The sequence below is a fragment of the Limnohabitans parvus II-B4 genome (assembly GCF_003063455.1).
Lineage (GTDB): Bacteria > Pseudomonadota > Gammaproteobacteria > Burkholderiales > Burkholderiaceae_C > Limnohabitans_A > Limnohabitans_A parvus.
The window spans coordinates 226,696-243,274 of the sequence record NZ_NESN01000005.1; the positions used below are offsets into that span (position 1 = coordinate 226,696).

12 protein-coding genes and 1 pseudogene are annotated in these 16,579 nt (G+C 58.6%); 7 read left to right on the forward strand and 6 right to left on the reverse strand.

The features are described from left to right. Position 1 precedes the first annotated feature (1 nt). From B9Z37_RS13455 to B9Z37_RS13465, 3 genes and pseudogenes are all read right to left on the reverse strand, one after another. Positions 2–1,216: a type II secretion system F family protein gene (locus B9Z37_RS13455; RefSeq protein ID WP_108313532.1), complete on the reverse strand. Its 1,215-nt coding sequence runs from the start codon at positions 1,214–1,216 to the stop codon at positions 2–4. Beyond that, positions 1,213–2,469, reverse strand: a pseudogene (locus B9Z37_RS13460) (GspE/PulE family protein); the annotation flags it as partial. The pseudogene B9Z37_RS13460 and the gene B9Z37_RS13455, both read right to left, overlap by 4 nt. Positions 2,470–2,601: 132 nt before the next feature. Next, entirely contained in the window at positions 2,602–3,762 is a 1,161-nt protein-coding gene (locus B9Z37_RS13465) for an ABC transporter ATP-binding protein (RefSeq protein ID WP_108313534.1), read from the reverse strand. A gap of 105 nt (positions 3,763–3,867) precedes the next feature. On the opposite strand from B9Z37_RS13465, the gene B9Z37_RS13470 reads away from it, so the two are divergent. Further along, on the forward strand, positions 3,868–5,502 hold the full coding sequence (locus B9Z37_RS13470) for an ABC transporter permease (protein ID WP_108313535.1): 1,635 nt from the start codon (positions 3,868–3,870) through the stop codon (positions 5,500–5,502). A gap of 42 nt (positions 5,503–5,544) precedes the next feature. Here the strand turns inward: B9Z37_RS13470 and B9Z37_RS13475 are convergent, their stop codons facing one another. Continuing rightward, the gene (locus tag B9Z37_RS13475; RefSeq protein ID WP_108313536.1) at positions 5,545–6,489 is read right to left on the reverse strand and encodes an ion transporter; all 945 of its coding nucleotides are present in this window, start codon (positions 6,487–6,489) and stop codon (positions 5,545–5,547) included. 33 nt (positions 6,490–6,522) lie between these two features. Then, positions 6,523–8,037, reverse strand: coding sequence for an acetyl-CoA hydrolase/transferase family protein (locus tag B9Z37_RS13480; RefSeq protein ID WP_108313537.1), 1,515 nt, complete (start codon positions 8,035–8,037; stop codon positions 6,523–6,525). A 247-nt stretch (positions 8,038–8,284) separates the two neighbouring features. Here B9Z37_RS13480 and soxZ point away from each other — a divergent pair, with 247 nt between their 5' ends. After that, on the forward strand, positions 8,285–9,094 hold the full coding sequence (soxZ, locus tag B9Z37_RS14745; protein ID WP_338066599.1) for a thiosulfate oxidation carrier complex protein SoxZ: 810 nt from the start codon (positions 8,285–8,287) through the stop codon (positions 9,092–9,094). A gap of 100 nt (positions 9,095–9,194) precedes the next feature. Then, positions 9,195–9,896: a Crp/Fnr family transcriptional regulator gene (locus tag B9Z37_RS13490; RefSeq protein ID WP_108313538.1), complete on the forward strand. Its 702-nt coding sequence runs from the start codon at positions 9,195–9,197 to the stop codon at positions 9,894–9,896. Between the two features lie 271 nt (positions 9,897–10,167). Here the strand turns inward: B9Z37_RS13490 and B9Z37_RS13495 are convergent, their stop codons facing one another. Then, positions 10,168–10,506, reverse strand: coding sequence for an ArsR/SmtB family transcription factor (locus B9Z37_RS13495; protein ID WP_108313539.1), 339 nt, complete (start codon positions 10,504–10,506; stop codon positions 10,168–10,170). A 129-nt stretch (positions 10,507–10,635) separates the two neighbouring features. Here B9Z37_RS13495 and B9Z37_RS13500 point away from each other — a divergent pair, with 129 nt between their 5' ends. Genes B9Z37_RS13500 through B9Z37_RS13515 form a run of 4 tightly spaced genes read left to right on the forward strand, consistent with a single transcriptional unit; the run spans position 10,636 to position 16,570 of the window. Beyond that, positions 10,636–11,694 (forward strand): efflux RND transporter periplasmic adaptor subunit, encoded by a 1,059-nt coding sequence (locus tag B9Z37_RS13500; protein WP_108313540.1) that lies wholly within the window; start codon positions 10,636–10,638, stop codon positions 11,692–11,694. Positions 11,695–11,706: 12 nt separating this feature from the next. After that, positions 11,707–14,934 (forward strand): efflux RND transporter permease subunit, encoded by a 3,228-nt coding sequence (locus B9Z37_RS13505; protein WP_108313541.1) that lies wholly within the window; start codon positions 11,707–11,709, stop codon positions 14,932–14,934. 32 nt (positions 14,935–14,966) lie between these two features. Continuing rightward, positions 14,967–15,176, forward strand: coding sequence for a YgaP family membrane protein (locus B9Z37_RS13510; protein WP_108313542.1), 210 nt, complete (start codon positions 14,967–14,969; stop codon positions 15,174–15,176). Positions 15,177–15,205: 29 nt separating this feature from the next. Next, positions 15,206–16,570, forward strand: coding sequence for a TolC family outer membrane protein (locus B9Z37_RS13515; RefSeq protein WP_108313543.1), 1,365 nt, complete (start codon positions 15,206–15,208; stop codon positions 16,568–16,570). The last annotated feature ends 9 nt before the right edge of the window (positions 16,571–16,579 follow it).

Genomic DNA, 16,579 nt, shown 5'->3' on the forward strand with positions numbered 1-16,579 from the left:
CTCAGAACACCTGACCTAAGCGAAAAATGGGCAAATACATGGCCACAAGAATACCGCCAATCAAGCCGCCCAGCACCACAATGATCAAAGGTTCCAGCAAACTCGACAGGCCGTTGACCCGGTCATCCAGCTCGGTTTCCATCAAACCCCCTGCCCGCGCCAGCAAGTTGTCCATTGCACCCGTCTCTTCTCCTGTGGCGCACAGCTGAACGATCATGGGCGGAAAACGGCCCGTTTGGCCCATGGCTTCGCTCAAGCGGCTGCCTTGGGCCACTTGTCTTTGCAGTTGCAAAGTCACGCGCTCAAAAACAGCGTGGTCGCAGGCTTGGGCCACAGGCCCCAATGCTTCTGCCAAGGGTACGCCTGCTGCCAGCAAAGCCGACAAGGTTTGGGCCCAGCGTGCCACCACCGCCGTGCCGACCAGCGGCCCCAGCACGGGCAGCTTGAGCAACCAGCGGTCTCGGGTGGCGTTGAACCGGGTGCGTGCTGATGCTGGGCGATGCCACAACCAGAGGCACAACACAACGCCCAAAACCGCCACCGGACCAGAAGCGCTCACACCATCGCTCAGGGCCACCACCATTTGTGTCGCCCAGGGTAAGTCGGCGCCGAACGACTTGAACACATCCTCGAACACCGGCACGACAAAGACCAGGATCAGCACCAAGACTGCGATGGCCACCCCCATCACTGCCGTGGGGTACATCAGCGCGGAACGCACGCGTGAGCGCAAGGCTTCGTTTTTTTCGAGGGTCTGTGCCAAACGCTCCATCATGGTGTCCAAAATGCCCGCCGATTCACCCGCTTGAACCATGCTGGTATAGAGCCCTGTGAAATGCGCCGGGTGTTTGGCCAAAGCCTCGTGCAAAGCCATGCCGGACGCCACATCGTTGTGCACCTGTTGCACGATGTCCACCAGTGCTGCAGACGTCAGACTGCGCGACAGCATGTCCAGCGATTGCAAAAGCGGCACCCCTGCACGCAGCAGTGCAGCCAGTTGCCTGGTCAGGAGCGACAAATCGCGTGGGCGCACACGGCTTGGGCTGTCCCACCACAAGCGCTGCAGCCGCACTTGGTGCACGCCTTGCCTGCGCAGTTGGGCTCGGGCCAGTCCGGCCGTGTGTGCATTCAGCCGCCCTTGCAAGGCTCGGCCTTGGGCATCACGCCCTTGCCATGCAAAAACAGGGGGCTGCGCTTGTGTGTCGGGCTGGTTCATGCGCCGTACCGGGTATTGGCCAAAACCTCGTCGAGCGAGGTGATGCCTTTCAGCACTTTGCGCAGACCTGCCAGACGCAACGTCGCCACACCCTCACGTTGAGCCAGTTGAGTCATCTCCTGGTTACCCGCACCGGACAAAATCAGCGCCTGCATGTCGGCACTCACCGGCATGACTTGGAAAATGCCCGTTCGTCCTGCAAACCCCTTGTGGCAATGCGCACAACCCACAGGCTTGAATGCGTCGACCGCATCGCCAGACAGCAAATCAGGGGGCAGACCTGCTTTCAGCAACACATCCGAAGGCAGCGACACGCGTTCTTTGCACAGTGGGCACAGGCAACGCACCAGCCGCTGGGCCGTGATCAGCGTCACGCTGGCGGCGATGTTGTAAGAGGCCGTGCCCATGTTGCGCAAACGCACCAGCGTGCTGGGCGCGTCGTTGGTGTGCAAGGTGGACAGCACGAGATGGCCTGTTTGAGCTGCCTGGATGGCGATGTTGGCGGTTTCCAGATCGCGCACCTCACCCACCATCAGGACGTCCGGGTCTTGTCGCAAAAAGGCACGCAAAGCGATGGCAAATGTCAGGCCGGGCTTGTCCTGCACATTCACCTGGTTGATGCCTTGAAGCTGGATTTCGCAAGGGTCTTCCACCGTGGCGATGTTCACTTCGGCCGTGTTGAGCAGGTTGAGGCAAGCGTAAAGCGATTGCGTTTTGCCCGAGCCCGTGGGCCCTGTCACCAGCACCATGCCATGTGGCCGGTGAATCGCTTCCACCAGGCGTGCCAGGTCTTCGGGTTCATAACCGAGTTGGTTCAGGTCAAGTTGGGCCTGCGCCGAGTCCAGCACCCGAATCACCAGTTTTTCGCCAAACAAGGTCGGCAAGGTGCTCACCCGCAAGTCAAGCTCGCGCCCGTTTTGCAGCAGCAGCTTCATGCGACCGTCTTGTGGCAGGCGTTTTTCAGCGATGTCGAGTCGGGAAAGCACCTTGATGCGTGACGACAGGCGGTCTTTGAGCGCCATGGGTGGGCTGGTCATTTCGCGCAATTCGCCATCGATGCGCATGCGCACCCGGTAGTGGTTTTCGTAGGGTTCAAAGTGCAGGTCAGAGGCCTTGAGCGTGACCGCCTGTTCTAGCAGTTGCTGCACCAAACTGACAACAGGCGCATCGTCGATAGCCCCCAGCATGGGGCGGTTGTTGAGCTTGTCCAGCATGGCGTCTCCATGAGTTATTTTGTTTTCAATTGAAAACGTATCATGAGCCGCCTTGGGCTGTTTGTAAATGTGGCAAGCAAAAACCGACAGGTGGCGCTGCCGTCAGGTGCAGGGTTGGTTGGACGGACGGCTGTGGCAGCGGCAGGGCCACTGTGCAGACTCTGCAGCGCTTCAGACGAACTTGACGGGCTGGTATTGCGGGTCAGTGTGTTCACAGGCCTGTGCCTTGGAGCAGGGCATCTGGCACAGCTCGCGGTTTTGAACCGGGCATGCACGGTTGAACGTGACCACATGGTCCACCTCGGCACGGATGCCGATCCACTCGCCCAGTTTGTGGTCGTGGTGGCTGGGCACATGGGCCATCAGCAATTCGCCGCTGGCCAGGCGCAGGGTGTACAAAAACTCTGATCCGCGGAAGGCCTTGCGGATGATCTCGGCCTTCACCGGGGCGTGGTCATCGTGCACGATGTCGTCGGCCCGCAGTAACACGTCGCACTGGCCACCCTCAAAGGCGCATGGCAAGGGGCATTCGGCCACATCGCTCAATGTGCCGACGGGGGTGTCGACCATGATCTGACCGTTCACTTCGCGCAACGTGGCTGGAGTGAACACCCCATGGCCAATGAAGTCCGCCACAAAGCGGGTGGCCGGGCGGTGGTACAGGCTGTAGGCATCGTCCCACTGGTGCAATTGGCCTTCGTTCATCACGCCAATCACGTCGCCGATGGCAAAGGCTTCGAGCTGGTCGTGCGTGACCAGCAAGGCGGTGGCCTTGGCGGCCTTGAGGATGTTGCGCACCTCATGGGCCAGGCGCTCGCGCAGGTCGATGTCCAGGTTGGAAAACGGCTCGTCCAGCAGCAGCAAATCGGGCTTGGGGGCCAACGCCCGGGCCAGGGCCACGCGTTGCTGTTGACCGCCCGAGAGTTCGTGCGGGTAGCGTTTGTCGGCACCGCCCAAACCCACCAACTCAAGGACTTCGGCCACGCGTTGCTGGCGTTCGGCTTTGGGCAGATGGTTCAGACCAAAGCCCACATTGCGGCCTACATCCATGTGCGGAAAAAGGGCGTAATCCTGAAACACCATGCCAATGCGGCGGCTTTCTGCGGGTTCGGTGTGTCCCGCTTCGCTGACCACGCGGCTGGACAGCAGGATCTTGCCGCCCGAAACAGGCTCCAGTCCGGCCACGGCACGCAGCAGCGTGGTTTTGCCGCAGCCAGAGGGGCCAATCAGCACGCCAATGTCACCCGCACGCAAGTTCAGGCTCACACCGTGCACGGCGGGCGTTGGGCTGCCTGGGTAATGGATGTCCAGTTGGCGAAGTTCTAGAAACATGAGAAGGATTGTAGGCAGGTTGGATTGGCCTCCCATGGCCGTGGGCTGATCGCCAGCAGGCTGGCTCCTACAATAAGCCATGACCTTGTTGAATCCGGTTTCTTGATGCAGCACACCCTGGCCCGCCGTTTGTCGGGTCTTCCCTCGCTGTTTTATGCCTTGCTGGCACTGGCTTTGGCCTTGCCAGTGTTGGCCGTGCTCGGCTCGTGGCTGCAATGGAGCCCGCAAAGCACCGACATTTTGCTGGAGATGGGGCGCACTGTGCTGCCCGATTACGCGCTCACCACCTTGGGTCTTTGCCTGATGGTGGCTGTGGGTGTGACGGTGCTGGGCCTGGCCACGGCGGCTCTGGTCACGCTGTTTGACTTTCCAGGGCGGGGTGTTTTTGAGTGGTTGCTGCTCTTGCCTTTGGCCATGCCCGCTTATGTGGTGGCTTATGCATACACCGACTTTTTGCAGTTCAGCGGCCCGCTTCAAATGGGCTTGCGTGACTGGTTTGGGCTCAAGGGCCGGCTGTGGCCCGATGTGCGCAGCGTCTGGGGCGCGGCGCTGGTGTTCACGTTGGCGCTCTACCCTTATGTGTATCTGCTGGCCCGCACCGCCTTGGTGGAACGCGCTTCGGGCCTGATGGAAGCGGCCCGCTTGCTGGGCGCTCCCTTGTCACGCCGCATTCGCGAGATTGCTTTGCCATTGGCTCGACCGGCCGTGGCCGCAGGCGTGGCACTGGCGCTGATGGAAACCCTGGCCGACTTCGGTGTGTCCAGTTACTTCGGCATCCAGACCTTCACTGCGGGCATCTACAAAGCGTGGCTGTCCATGGACAACCGCATTGCCGCAGCGCAACTGGCCACGGTGCTGTTGGCGGTGGTGGTGGTGTTGCTGCAACTGGAGCAGCGGGCTCAAAACCGCATGCGCTTCAACCAAGGGCGTGGTTCACGCCAAGGTTCTGCCGAAGCGCAGCCCGTGGTGCTGCGGGGTGCACAACGGGTCATGGCCTGGGGGGTGTGCAGTTTGCCCGTGCTGCTGGGCTTTGTGTTGCCCGTGCTCATCATGTTGCGGGCATTGGCGGCAGAAACGACCGATTTGCCCTGGGCCCGTTTTGGCCAATGGGCGCTGACCAGTTTGCGCTTGGGCGCGGTGACCGCCTTATTGGCGGTGGCTGTGGCGCTGGCGCTGGCTTTCAGCGTGCGCACACGGGCCGACCGCATCAGCCAGGGGGCCATTCAGCTGGTCGGGTTGGGTTATGCCATTCCCGGCGCGGTGGTGGTGGTGGGTTTGCTCTTGCCCGTGGGCTGGATTCAGCAGACCTGGCCCGCCTCTTCGGCCGGAGCCTGGATCACGGCCACTTCATTGGGTTTGGTTTGGGCCTACCTGGTGCGCTTTTGCGCCGTGGCCTTGCAGTCGGTGCAAAGCGGCTATGCCCGCATTCCGGCCAGCCTGGACGATTCGGCCCGCATGCTGGGCGTGACCGGTTGGGGCCTGATGCGCCGCGTGCATGCCCCTTTGCTCAAACGCACCACCTTGGCGGCCATGCTGCTCGTGTTTGTGGACGTGATGAAGGAGCTGCCCGCCACCATGGTGTTGAGGCCCTTCAACAGCGACACGCTGGCGGTGGTGGCCTACCAGTTGGCGCGAGACGAGCGCTTGGGCGAAGCGGCTTTGCCTTCGCTGGCGCTGGTGCTGGTGGGCTTGATCCCTGTGATCATGCTGAGCCGCACATTGCGCCAGACAAAATCCTGAAACCATCGGCAGGCCAGGGCATGATGCGCCCTTCCAGCCGGCTTAAACAGACTTCTTGTCGTTCAGCGATTGTTCTTCGACGATCTGCCGGACGATGGCCTTGGCATGGTCTTCGGTGAGGCTGAATTCCTGACGCAAGTGTTCAATGGTTCGTCGCTCTTTTGCACTCACGTGGCCGTCTTTGAGGACTTCTTCCACCTCGGTGGTGAATTCAATTTCTTGCGTCCGCACGCGTGTGGCAAATGCCGACGCCACGATGCCGGTCAGCAACGCCACCGTGAACACCCCAGACAGCGCTGTGAGCGCACCGATCACTTTGCCCCAGACGGATATGGGCGTGGCGTCGCCATAACCCACTGTGGTGATGGTGACGATGGACCACCACATGGCGTCGGGAATGGTGCCGAATTTGTCGGGCTGCAAGGCATGCTCTGCGTAATACATCAGGCATGAGGTGATGAGGATCGAGAGCGCCAGCAGGTAAAGCGCGGAGATGAAAACGTCTTTTTCTGCGTAGATAGAGGCAATCAGGTCTTCCAGCGCCGTGGAGTAATGCGACAACTTCAGGATGCGCATGACCCGAATGACACGCAAAAAGCGCAAATCCAGACCTGGCCACAAGTATTGCAAGAAAAACGGCACGATCGCCAGCAAGTCAACCAGGCCGTGAAAACTGAACATATAGCGCAGACGCCGCCGGTTTGCGCTGGCATGCTTGTTGGCGTGGTGGTTTTTCTCTGCGGCTGTCCAGATGCGCAACAGGTATTCGATGCTGAAAAACACCATCGAAACCGTGTCGAACCAAGCCAGTGCCTGGTGGTGTTGCTCGCCGATCGAGGGCACGGATTCGATGACCACAGCCACCACATTGCACAGCACCATCAAGGTCAACACCCAGGAAAATACCCAAGCGGTCTTTTGGTCTTTGTGGCTTTTGAGTTCAAGGATCAGAAACAGCCGGTGTCTTATTGGGAGGGGTGCGTTCATGCGCACATCTTAGACAAGAATGCCCGTCGACTTTTACATCTGCCCAGTCTTCAGATAGCGGCTATGCCAGCTCAGCGCTTCGTCCATCATGTGAGGCGTGTGCAGACCTGCGCTGCTGTGCCTGGCGCGTTCCATGTAGTCCAGCAATTGGGGCCTGAACGAAGGGTGAGCGCAGCGTTCCATGATCAACTTGGCGCGTTGGGTCGGGGCCAGCCCGCGCAGGTCGGCCAAGCCTTGCTCGCTCACGATCACCTGCACATCGTGTTCGGTGTGGTCGTGATGCGACACCATGGGCACGATGCACGAAATGCGTCCCTCTTTGGCCACGGAAGGCGTCATGAAAATCGACAAATAGGCATTGCGCGCAAAGTCGCCCGAGCCGCCAATGCCGTTCATGATGCTCGAGCCCATGATGTGGGTGGAATTCACGTTGCCGTAAATTTCGGCTTCGATCATGGCGTTCATGGCAATCACGCCCAGGCGACGCACCAATTCTGGATGGTTGCTGATCTCTTGTGAGCGCAACACGATGCGCTGGCGGTAAAAGTCGATGTTGCCCTTGAACTCGGCCGCCGCATCGGGGCTGAGCGATAAGGCTGTGGCCGACGCAAACGCCAGTTTGCCCGACCGCAGCATGTCCAGCATGCCGTCTTGCAGGACTTCGGTGTAGGCCGTCAGGTTTTCAAAAGGGCCTTGGTTCAGACCGGCCAGCACCGCATTGGCCACATTGCCCACGCCCGATTGCAGCGGCAGCAGTTCGTTGGGCAAGCGACCGACTTTGACCTCATGCGTCAGGAACTCGATGATGTGGCCCGCGATCCGGGACGACACTTCGCTGGGTGGGTCAAAAGCGGCGTTGCGGTCGGCGTGGTCGGTCACCACCACGGCGATCACCTTGGATGGATCGCACTGCAGATGGGGCTGACCAATCCGGTCACTGGTCTTGACCAAAGGAATCGCTTGGCGGTGTGGCGGCAATTGCGTGCCGTAATAAATATCGTGCATGCCCTCCAGTGCAGGGTCTTGGTGCAGATTGACTTCCAGAATGATTTTGTCGGCCTGGTCCAGCCAAGTCTTGTTGTTCCCTACCGAAGTGGACGGGATCAAGCGCCCATCGGGCAAGATGCCCGCCACCTCCACCACGGCCACATCCAGTTTTCCCAGAAAGCCGAACCACGCCGCTTGCGCCACATGCGAGAGGTGCATGTCGGTGTAAAGCATTTGTCCGGCGTTGATCAGCTTGCGGCAAGTTGGGTCTGACTGGTAGGGCAGTCGCATCTCGATGCCTTGGGCCTGGGCCAGTGCGCCGTCCAGCTCGGGGGCGGTGGAGGCCCCGGTCCACAGCCCAATGCGGGCATGGGTTTGGCCCGACGCGTGCAAGGCCGCCAGCCGTGCCGCCAAAGCCTGCGGCACCGCCTTGGGGTAGCCTGCACCGGTGAAGCCGCTCATGCCCACATTGGCTCCTACAGGGATCAATTCGGCCGCTTGTTCTGCGGTCATGACTTTGCCAAGCAAAGCGGCATTCTGGATGCGGGCGACAAAGGGCATGTGTGGTTTATCAGATCAACAGAACGCACGAGTGTGCATGGCTTGAGTCTGTCTGTCTTTGCGTCAGGACACACATGTGCCTCCGATCATCCTGCAATTGACGCGACGATAATGCTGCGTAAGGTTATTTTTCGAGAAAAAACGATGAAGATTCAGCTTGCATTGATGGCCACGGCCTCCGGCTATGACGGCACGCTTGCCACAGGCGTAGCTGTATGTATGTGGGCCGGAATGTACAAAGCCTGATATGTTGATTCCTGCTAATCTCATCCGGCGCCAACTTCTGCAACACGCTGCTGCCAGCGGTGCATGTCTGGCTTACGGTGTACGACCTGCTCTGGCCTTGGCTTCAGCCCCTGTTTTTGAGGGTAAAACCCTGGCTCAAGTGGCCAAAGCACTGGGGGCCAAATCGATCGCAGCCAGTGCCGATGTGCGTTTGAACACCCTGGATTACGCCGAGAATGGAGCCGCTGTGCCGGTGGACATCAGTACTTCTTTGACGGGTGTCGAGCGGGTTGTATTGTTTGTCGAGAAGAACCCCACGCCATTGATCGCTGTTTTTCAGCTCAGTGAGGCGGTAGATACCGTTTTGACGCTGCACACCAAGCTGGCCCAGACCTCTGCGGTCTATGCGATGGTGATTACAGCCGACGGCCGTGCGCTGCATGCGAAAAAAGAAGTCAAGGTGGTGTTGGGCAGTTGCGGTGCAGTCTCCGAAACGCCGGACAACGTGGATGCCAAACGCCCCACCGAACCCACCCGAATTCGTGCACAAAATCAAGGGGATTCGACCTTGGTGCGCATGCGCATGGCGCACGAGATGGAGTCCGGCCAACGCAAGAATGCAGTAGGCAAATTGGTGCCCACTTGGCACATCAACCAAGTGTCGATCCAGCTCAATGGCAAACTGATTGTCGCGGCCGATTGGGGGCCGGGTGTTTCGCGCAACCCGTATCTGCAATTCACCCTTAAAAAGGCCAAACCCGGCGACAAACTCTCGGTCATTTGGCGTGACAACAAAGGGGCCATGCGCACCGACGATCTGTTGTTGGTTTGATCCGCCCCTTCTGCCCCTGAGCCGATGTCTCTGTCGGATGGCTTGTTGCCCATTGGCCTGTGTCAGCAGGCGGGGCTGTGGGCATGCTAAATTCAAAGCCATGATTCCTATCCAAATCGATTCCGCATGGAAAGGCACCTCGGACTGCCGCAACTGTGGCATTCGGGACATGGTGTTGTTTGCTGACCTCAACGAGCAAGACTTTGGCGAAATCCATACGCCCATTGATGACATGGTTTTTGCAGTCGATTCTGTCCTTTACAACGAAGGGCAAACGGCATTGGGCGTGTTCACCTTGCGCAAAGGCATGGTCAAGCTGGTGAGAGCCACAGCAGATGGACGCGAACGAATTGTTCGTGTTTTGCGTCCAGGCGACGTGCTAGGCCTGGAAGCATTGGCTACCGAACGTTATGACACTGAAGCCATGGCATTGACCGAAGCCAGCGTGTGCCGCATTCCCTTGGCGGTGCTTCACCACCTGTCTGCCACTTCCCCACGCCTGCACAAACGCCTGATGCAAAAGTGGCAACAAGCCCTCAAGGACGCAGACGACTGGCTGGCCGATCTGAACTTTGGCTCCGCACGTCAGCGGGTGGCCTCTTTGGCGCTCAAAATGCGCGACCCCGAGCAGCCTCATATGACCTCTTTTTTTGCGCGAGATGATATGGGTGCCATGCTCGATATCAAACTCGAAACTGTCAGCCGCGAAATCAGTAGCTTGGTTCGTGACGGGGCGCTTAAGCCTTGCGATAAGCAAGGCCGTCGCTATGAAATCCTTAACGAAGCGATGTTGTTGCGCTGATCAGCATGCCCGAAGTTCAGATGCGTTTCGCTGGCAGCCCCACATGCTGACCGTGTGGAGCGGCCACCCCATCTAGCAGGATGCCGTGGGAGACTTCTGCCTGCATCACATCACTTTGACGGCCGATCAGACTTTTTGAGCATGCCCCCAAAGTCTGTTGAACCTGGGCGGGGTGACTTGATCGGTAGCGAGAGTTGTGGGTTTTATGGCTATTTTTGGTGGTGAAACAGCGCACTGACATGCCTGCACCGCAGACTTAGCCTCACCCATGTCAGGACAGCGAAGTGAACGCGGCACGCCGTCCGGCCGACTTTTCCATTTGGCGGGCGATGTTGCCGCAGACCAGATCACACAACTCGAAGATCGAAGGATCGGTGATGCGGTAGTAGGCGCTGGTGCCCCGGCTTTCGCGCTCGACCAGGCCTTGTTGCGTCATCAGGGCCAGGTGGCGCGAAACGTTGGCGGCGGTGAAGCCGCACATTTGGGCCAATTCGCCCACATTGCGTTCGCCTGAGCGAAGGATGTTGAGGATTTGCAGTCGGGTGGGTTCGGCCAGTACCTGAAAGTAAGCCGCAACTTCCACCAATGCGCCCTCAGGCAGCTGTTTCATTGGGCTGCAATCGGTGGAGTTTGGGGGAAGGGTTGAATTCATCGTGTCGTTTTTCCGGAGTTTCATTTTTTATTGTATCATTGCGTAATTAATCAATCAGTTAAATAAGCAAATTCTGAAGGAATAACAATGAAGCGCACCCATTTGCTGACCTTGGCTCTTTTTGCATCGGTGTCTGTGCATGGCACCGCCATGGCGGCCGATGCGCAGGCCCTGAAAGTGATTTCGGTCCAAGTGGCCAACGGCGCTCAGTCTGAAAGCAGCGTGGATGCGGTGGTCGAAGCCGTGCGACAAACCACCTTGTCAACCCAGGTTGCGGGCGCAGTGGTGACCCTGCAAGTCAAAGCCGGCGACCGTGTCAGGGCCGGACAAGAGTTGTTGCGCATTGATGCCCGTGCGGCCCAGCAAGGTGTGGTGGGGGCAACAGCACAGGTTGAGGCTGCACAGTCTCAATTGGCAGTTGCAACACAAGAATTGAACAGACAAAAACAGTTGTTGCAAAAGCAATACATCAGTCAAGGTGCTTTTGACCGCGCACAGGCTCAATGGGATGCGGCCAAGGCGCAAGTCAAATCGTTGCAAGCTCAGACGCAAGTGGCGCAAGCGCAGTCAGGGTTTTTCATTGTGAAAGCCCCCTATGCCGGCGTCGTGAGTGATGTGTCGGTGACTTTGGGCGACATGGCCCTGCCAGGACGTGCTTTGGTGACGATGCACGACCCGTCCGCCTTGCGTGTCACAGCATCGGTTCCGCAAGCCTTGTTGGCTTCAGTGGGCGCCCAGCAAAAAGCCATTCGCTTTGAGTTGCCGGGGGTGGCGGGCTTCGCCACACCTCAAACGCCTCAGCAAGTACAGGTCTTGCCCGCAGTGGATCCTGTGACGCACACAGGGCAGATTCGATTGAGTTTGCCTGCAGCTGCCCAGGGTTTGGCCCCGGGCTTGTTTGCAAGGGTGTGGTTGCCGGGTGTCAGCGCGGGGCAGTCGGTGGCTGAGCGGGTTTATTTGCTCAGCAGCGCCATTGTCCGTCGGGCTGAAATGACGGCCGTTTATGTGGTCAATACCCAGGGCAAGCCCAGTTTGCGTCAAGTTCGACTGGGGCAAACACTGGGTGACCGCGTGGAGGTTCTGAGCGGACTGCGCAAAGACGATCAAGTGGCGGCTGAGCCGCAATTGGCTGGCGCGGTGCGCTGAAAGGGCTTGGAAATGAATGAGCCTAAAAGCCAAAGCGTTGAATTGAGCATTTCGGGTCGCATCGCGGCTCTGTTCCAGAGCGCACAGATCACGCCGCTCTTGGCCTTGGTGGCTTTGCTGCTGGGCATATTTGCGGTGCTGGTCACGCCCCGTGAGGAAGAGCCTCAAATCAATGTGACCATGGCCAATGTGCTGATCCCGTTCCCAGGAGCAGCCGTGCGCGATGTGGAGCAGATGGTGGCCATTCCGGCGGAGCAGGTGTTGTCAAAAATTGCCGGTGTGGAACACATCATGTCGGTTGCGCGCCCGGGTGTGGCGGTGTTGACGGTGCAGTTCAAAGTGGGCGTGCCACGCACCGAGGCATTGGTGCGTTTGCATGACACCATCCGAAACAATGCCGACTGGCTACCTAAGGGCTTGGGTGTCATGGAGCCCCTGGTTAAACCCAAAGGCGTGGACGATGTGCCCATTGTGACGCTAACGCTCTTTAGCAAGAATGAGGATGCCAGCGCCTACAGCCTTGAGCGTGTGGCACACAGCATAGAAGCCGATATCAAGCGCGTCAAAGGGACGCAAGATGTACAGACTCTGGGTGGTCCAGATCGAGCGGTTTTGGTTCAGATTGATCCTGGGAAAATGGCCGGATTTGGCGTGACTGTCCAAGACCTGCGCATGGCACTGCAGTCGGCCAATATGGGCTTGCCTGTGGGTGAACTGATCACAGGCAATAAAAGTGTCAGCATTGAGGCTGGACCTTTCCTGTTGCAAGCCAGTGACGTGGCTGACCTGGTGGTTGGGGTGCAAGGCGGTCGTCCGATATTTGTGAAAGATGTGGCCGAAGTGGAAGAAGGTCCTTTGCCTGCCACCCGTTATGTGACGCATGGCCTTGGCAAGGAAGCTGGTGGCGGCGAATACCCCGCTGTGACACTGACGGTCACCAAGAAACCGGGCGAGAACGCCATCGACGTTGCTAATGCAGTGATGGACCGCGTGGCTGAGCTGCGCGGCACGGTGATACCGGACGAGGTGGATGTGGCCGAAACCCGCAATTACGGCACCACGGCCAATGACAAAGCTCAAAAACTGATTCAAAAACTGCTTTTTGCCACCGCTGCGGTGGTTGCACTGGTGTTCATTGCGCTGGGCAAACGTGAGGCGGCGATTGTGGGCACAGCTGTCATCCTGACGCTCACGGTGACACTGTTCGCCTCATGGGCTTGGGGCTTTACGCTCAACCGTGTGTCGCTGTTTGCACTGATTTTTTCGATCGGCATTTTGGTGGATGATGCGATTGTGGTGGTGGAAAACATCCACCGCCATCAACAGCTTTACCCAGGTAAGTCGCTGGCCGAGATCATCCCCGGTGCGGTCGATGAAGTAGGTGGGCCGACCATTCTGGCCACGTTAACGGTCATTGCCGCACTCTTGCCCATGGCCTTTGTGAGTGGCTTGATGGGGCCCTACATGAGTCCGATCCCGATCAATGCCAGCATGGGCATGCTCTTGTCGTTGGCGATTGCTTTTGTGGTCACGCCTTGGCTGGCACGCATTTGGATGAAGCCATCGCACGCAGCTGATGCGCATGCTGCACCTGCTGGATTGGCCGCCAAATTGGGTCCTTTGTTCGAGCGGGTATTTGAGCCCTTGCTGCACAACGAACAGGGGGCGCGCAACCGCAAGTTGTTAGGTCTGGGCATTGCGAGTTTGATCGCTTTTTCGCTGGTGCTGCCAGCGACAGGGCTGGTGCTGCTCAAGATGCTGCCATTCGACAACAAGTCTGAATTTCAGGTCGTGGTGGACATGCCTGCAGGCACACCCGTCGAGGAAACTGCCGCCGTCATGCGCGAATTGGGGGCCCACTTGGCGCAGCAGCCCGAAGTGACGGACTACCAAGCGTATGCGGGCACTTCATCGCCGATCAATTTCAACGGCTTGGTGCGCCAGTACTACTTGCGCTCGGGTGGTGAGGTGGGCGATATGCAGGTCAAACTGGTGGATAAGCACGACCGAAAAGACAAGAGCCATGCGATTGCCACGCGTCTGCGCCCTGAACTGCAAGCGATTGGCCAGCGCTTTGGTGCGAATGTGAAAGTGGTCGAAATGCCACCTGGCCCACCTGTGTTGGCGCCCATCGTCGCTGAAATTTACGGCCCTGATGCTGAAGGCCGTCGTCAGGTGGCCAAAGCTGTTCGGGCCATCTTTGAGAAGGCCGACAATGTGGTGGACGTGGATGACAGCAGTATTGCCTCCGCACCGCGCACATTGTTGCTGGTGGACCGTCGTAAAGCGGCCGCATTGGGCATTCCCCAGCAGGCTATCGTCACCACTTTGCGTGCGGGTTTGGCCGGAGAAGCCGCCACTTACTTGCACGACGGCAGCAAATACCCAGCTGCTGCTTTGATCCAGTTGTCCGCAGAGCGGCATGGCGATTTGTCTGCTTTGCTGCAACTCACGGTTCGCGGCGCTTCTGGTAAGTTGGTGCCGATCCGCGAGCTGGTCACCGTGACCGACAGCGAGCGCGAACAGCCGGTGATCCACAAGGACTTGTTGCCTGTGAACTTTGTGACCGCCGATATGGCGGGAAAGCTGGACAGTCCGCTGTACGGCATGTTCAAGATGCGCGGCGAGATTCAAAAAATCCAGACGCCCGATGGCTTGGGCCTCGATGAATACTTCATCAGCCAGCCATCAGACGCATGGCGCGGCTACGCTCTCAAGTGGGACGGCGAGTGGCAGATCACTTACGAGACCTTCCGCGACATGGGCGCCGCCTATGCGGTGGGCTTGGTACTGATCTATTTGCTGGTGGTGGCGCAATTTGGCTCTTACCTCACGCCGCTGATCATCATGGCACCGATCCCACTGACCATCATCGGCGTCATGCCCGGACACGCGCTGCTGCAATCACAGTACACCGCCACGAGCATGATCGGCATGATCGCGTTGGCTGGGATCATTGTGCGCAACTCTATCTTGCTGGTGGACTTCATTAATCTGCAGGTCAAAGAGGGCATGGCTTTCAAGCAAGCAGTGGTCCAGTCGGCCATTACACGTGCACAGCCCATCATGCTCACGGGTGGCGCGGCCATGCTGGGTGCCTTCTTTATCTTGGATGACCCGATTTTCAACGGTCTGGCGATTTCGCTGATCTTCGGTATTTTTGTCTCGACCATCCTCACGCTGGTCGTCATTCCCACGCTTTACTACGCGGCTTACCGTCGTCAGTATGAAGCGGCTTGATTTTTAAACCTGAAACTTTTGGAGAAATTCTCATGAAATCCTGGCAAATCGTACGCCTCGTCGCTGGCACCTTCATTCTTTTGTCGCTGGCTTTGGGCATTGAAGGTAGCCCCATTTTTGTGAGCCCTTGGTGGTTGGCTTTTACCGCTTTTGTGGGTGCCAACCTGCTGCAAAGTGCACTGACAAAGTGGTGCCTGATGGACACCATTTTGCGCAAAGTGGGTGTTGAGCCTGGTTGCTGATTCGTTTCCAGATCATTCGGAGCCCTAAGATGATTTCACGCACGCTGATCGCCGCTTGGGTGCTGAGCGCTACAGCCGCCAACGCCACAGACCTGATGCAAGTTTGGCTGGCAGCTCGCCAGCACGACCCGCAAGGCGCGGTTAGCCAGTCCAGTCGGGCTGCTGGGGCCACGCGGAACGACCAAGCCGCTGCTCTGTGGCGACCCCATCTTGGCTTGAGTGCCAGTGGGGGGGGGTCCAGTGCTCAAAGTCAGATGAATGGTGCGCAGTTCGCCATGCCCAATTCGAGTCCTGTCAGCGGCGCATCGTTTGGCACCTCGGTCAATGGTGGTGCGGCCACGCGCTGGACCCTCCATGCCAAGCAGCCGCTGTACAGTCTGGAACGGCGCGCTCAAAGCAAGCAATTGGGCATTGCTGCCCAGGCCAGCGAGCACGAATGGCAAGGGGTTCAGCAGGACTGGATGTTGCAAACTGCACAGCGTTACTTTGATGTGGTGCAGGCTGAGCGACGGCTGGCGCTGGTGCTGCAACAGCAGCAAGCGGTGAACAAAGCCTTGGTCGAAGCGAAAGATCGCTTTACTTTAGGTGATGTGCCAGTGACCGACACACACGAAGCTCAAGCAAGGGCTCAGGCTTTGTCTGCCCACGCGATTGCTGCAGTCAATGACTTGGACATGACGCGGCAGGTTCTGGCTGACGTCACAGGCTTGCCAGTTCAATCGATTCAACTGCAAGCGCCTGGGCGTGCATCGGTGACCCAGGTCATCGAGCCTTTGGCCGATTGGCTGCAACGCGCCGAGCAAAGTAATCCGTTGCTCAAGCTACAGCAGGCGCAAGCGGATGCGGCGCAGCAAGACATTGAAAAATACCGCGCCGTGGCTTCGCCCACTCTCGATTTGGTGGCTCAGGCTTCGCGCGACCGCATCAGTGGCTCTGGTGACTATGGTTCGGCCAGCAACACGCAAAGCCAGCAGATGGTCGGTTTGTTGCTGAATGTGCCGCTGTACTCCGGTGGCTGGCGCAGTGCCAAGCTTCAAGAGGCCATGCATTTGCATGACAAGGCTCGCGCTGAGTTGGCGCGTAGTCGGATGCAGGTTAGTCAGATGACCCGTTCTGCGTGGCAGGCTGTGCAAAGTGGGCAGGCCCGTTTGGCGGCACTCGATGCCGCCCGCACAGCCAGTCAAGCCCGCTTGGCTTCGACCCAGTTGGGGCGCCAGGTGGGGGATCGCACCACACTGGATTTACTCAACGCGCAAAACGATGCCAGTGCAGCCGAGTTGGCTTGGCTGCAAGGCCAAGTTGAAACTTTGATCGCGCAATTGCGTTTGCACGCGATGGCCGGACAACTGGGTGAGCCCCAGCTTCAAGCGGTCAATGCCGCATTGTCTAACTGAGGAGAACCG